We start from the raw sequence: 2,568 nt of genomic DNA, 5'->3' as shown, positions 1-2,568 counted from the left end.
GTCGGGAGCCTCCAGCCTTTCCTTGAGGCTCAGGCGGCCATCGCGCAGGGCATCGGCACTGTCGCTTTCGCCGGGCAAAAGCCACAGGCTGTCCTTGGGCAGCCAGTCTTCAAACAGGCTTGGCGCTTCAAGCACACTGCCGGGCAAAAGCCCCAGGCCGCCGCCGTCCAGAGACTTCTTGAAGGAATAGCATTCGTTTTCGCCGATGCGGCCTTCGGCAAACATGCGGTCACAGCGGTCACGAGCCGCTGCGAGGCTTTTGGCGTCAAGGGCAAGGGGGCTGGCGGGCAAAAGAACCAGCTCATCGCAAGCCTGCAGTGAACGCTGGCTTTCAGCATCAAAAACACGCATTTCATCCAGCGTGTCGCCAAAAAATTCCAGACGGACCGGCTTTGCGTAGCCTGTGGGAAAAATATCCAGGATATCACCGCGACGGGCCATTTCTCCGGGCCGCGTCACCATGGCAACGCGCTCATACCCCCACTCCACGGCCTGCTCCAGCAGCAGTTCGGGCGCGTAATCGCTGCCCTTGCGCAAATCCAGATTGCATGCTGCAAAAAAATCCAGGGGAACATGGCGCAGCAGCAAGCTTTCCACGCTGCACACAACACAGCGCGGTCTTCCCTGGGCAAGGCCATACAGCGCGGCAAGACGCGACGCCCACGAGGCTCTGTCCTGCCACTGGCTCAGGGGCGGCAGGTTCAGGCAGGGGCTGCTCCATTGGGGTTCGGAAACAGACTTGTCGGCCAGCGAAAGATCGGGGGTAAAAAGCGTAAGCAAGGCGCGGGCGCTGTTGTATTCTTCCCGGTCGCGGGCCACCAGCACCACGGTACGCCCCTGGGCCAACGCTTCGGCTGCAAGGCGGCAACGCGTACCCATGCCGCTGCGCTCAATATAGATCTGCCCTTCCTTGCTTGCCAAGACTGTACTGAAATTGCTCATGAAAATGTTCCATGCGCCGTGCCTTTTCCGGCACGGCCGTAATGCGGAAATGCGGCGTAAAGCCGCAGTGTTCAGGTAGGCGGCTGCGGACGAAAAAATGCCCGCTCCCTTAGACAGTGTCGTCCCGAGCGCCTTTCCCGGTATCTCTGCGTCGAACTTCGCCTTTTATTCCGGTCGAGTACCATAAGAGTACACTCCCTGCATAAAAGGCTCGTTCTCCTTGATATACCAAGGAAATTCATCTCGTGACGACACTGTCTAAAGCTCGTTAACCTTGAAAATATGCATTCTCACAACCTGTAAAACGCTCACCACGGCGTACCTCACTCCAAGGCATGCTGATACGTGCGGGCGCAATACCCTTGTGCCTTGTGGCGAGGCTGACGCTGCAGCCCTTAGAGCAGATCAACTTTGAAATGCTCACGCTTCAAAGTTTTCATTCAGCCGAAAAATGCAATTTTCGACTGAATCTACACCACGTTGTGGCGCGCTGTATTTTCGTGCAGCGTTAGAGCATTTGCACTTTTTCAAAGTTAAAATGCTCCAGAACGCCGCAAGACAGGCAGCCCTGAAGCGGCGAGGGGGCGGCCCAAAGGCCGCCCCCGGTCAACTGTACCAATCCGCCCTGCTAGGCGCCGCAGCCGCCGGAGCAGCCGGAGCAGCCTCCCCCGCCGCTCTGGGGCAGGGGTACTGTAGGCTCCACCATGAAGCCCATGTGAGTGAGGTCGATTTTCACGCCCTCAATCTGGCCCAGCAGATCTTTATTGATGCAGAAGGTAAAACCGCCCTGTTCTTCGCTCTGGTCGTCTTCAGTGGCAGCGTCGATAGCCAGCGCAAGGCGCGGGCCGGTGCAGCCGCCGGGGGCAAGGTAAATGCGGATATCGCTCTTTTCCTTGCCCTTGAAGTAGGCATCCAGTTCCTGACGGGCGCTTTCGGTCAATTCAAGCATGGTTCCTCCAATATTTTTCAAGTATATAAAAAAATACCGAAAAACAGGCAGATATGCTTCATCGGCCAGCGGGGGAACCAGGCTTTCGCCCGATTAATGGCCGCCGCAGCTCGTGCAACTGCTGCAGCCGCCGTCGCCGCTGGAAGCAAAGGGCATTTCGGGGGTAACCGTAAAGCCCATATAGGTCAAATCAATGGTGACTCCCTTCACTTCATCCAGCAAAGACTTGCTCATGCAGAAGGTGTACCCGGCCTGTTCCTCGGTTGAATCCTGATCATTAGGCTCATCCAGAGCCAGTGCGAGACGCGGGCCGCCTCAACCGGCAGAAAGATAAATCCGGATGGGATCCTTTTTCTTGTCCGCAAAGAAGGAATCGAGTTCCTTGCGGGCGTTATCGGTCAACTGAATCATGGTGTCCTCCATATTTCTGGTGACCTAGTAACTAAGGCCATGCATCGACCTTGTCAATTACCAGGGGACTTTTCTTCAATCACAAAAAGCGCTACCCTTGTTTCAGCGAGACGTTACGGGAGGAAACATGGGTACAACCCTGCTGCTTGAAGAACATGAAATGACCCGCATGCTGGAGCGCCTGGCGTCCCAGATTATGGAGCGCCACGCAGACTGCGGCCATGTCATGCTGGTGGGCATCGAGCGGCGCGGCGCCGACCTCGCCC

Annotated in this window: 2 protein-coding genes and 1 pseudogene; all 3 read right to left on the bottom strand. The window is 56.9% G+C overall.

From position 1 onward, the window contains the following. A pseudogene (locus V6C16_RS11055) lies at positions 1 to 942 on the bottom strand (transcription-repair coupling factor); the annotation flags it as partial. Positions 943 to 1,570: 628 nt separating this feature from the next. Continuing rightward, positions 1,571 to 1,891 (bottom strand): IscA/HesB family protein, encoded by a 321-nt coding sequence (locus V6C16_RS11050; protein ID WP_333543222.1) that lies wholly within the window; start codon positions 1,889 to 1,891, stop codon positions 1,571 to 1,573. A gap of 93 nt (positions 1,892 to 1,984) precedes the next feature. Then, on the bottom strand, positions 1,985 to 2,302 hold the full coding sequence (locus V6C16_RS11045) for an IscA/HesB family protein (RefSeq protein WP_333543221.1): 318 nt from the start codon (positions 2,300 to 2,302) through the stop codon (positions 1,985 to 1,987). Between the last annotated feature and the right edge of the window lie 266 nt (positions 2,303 to 2,568).

This window comes from Desulfovibrio sp. 1188_IL3213 (genome assembly GCF_036763145.1).
Classification (GTDB): domain Bacteria; phylum Desulfobacterota; class Desulfovibrionia; order Desulfovibrionales; family Desulfovibrionaceae; genus Desulfovibrio.
Note: the sequence above shows the minus strand (reverse complement) of the source record. Positions and strands in the feature narration are given on the sequence as shown.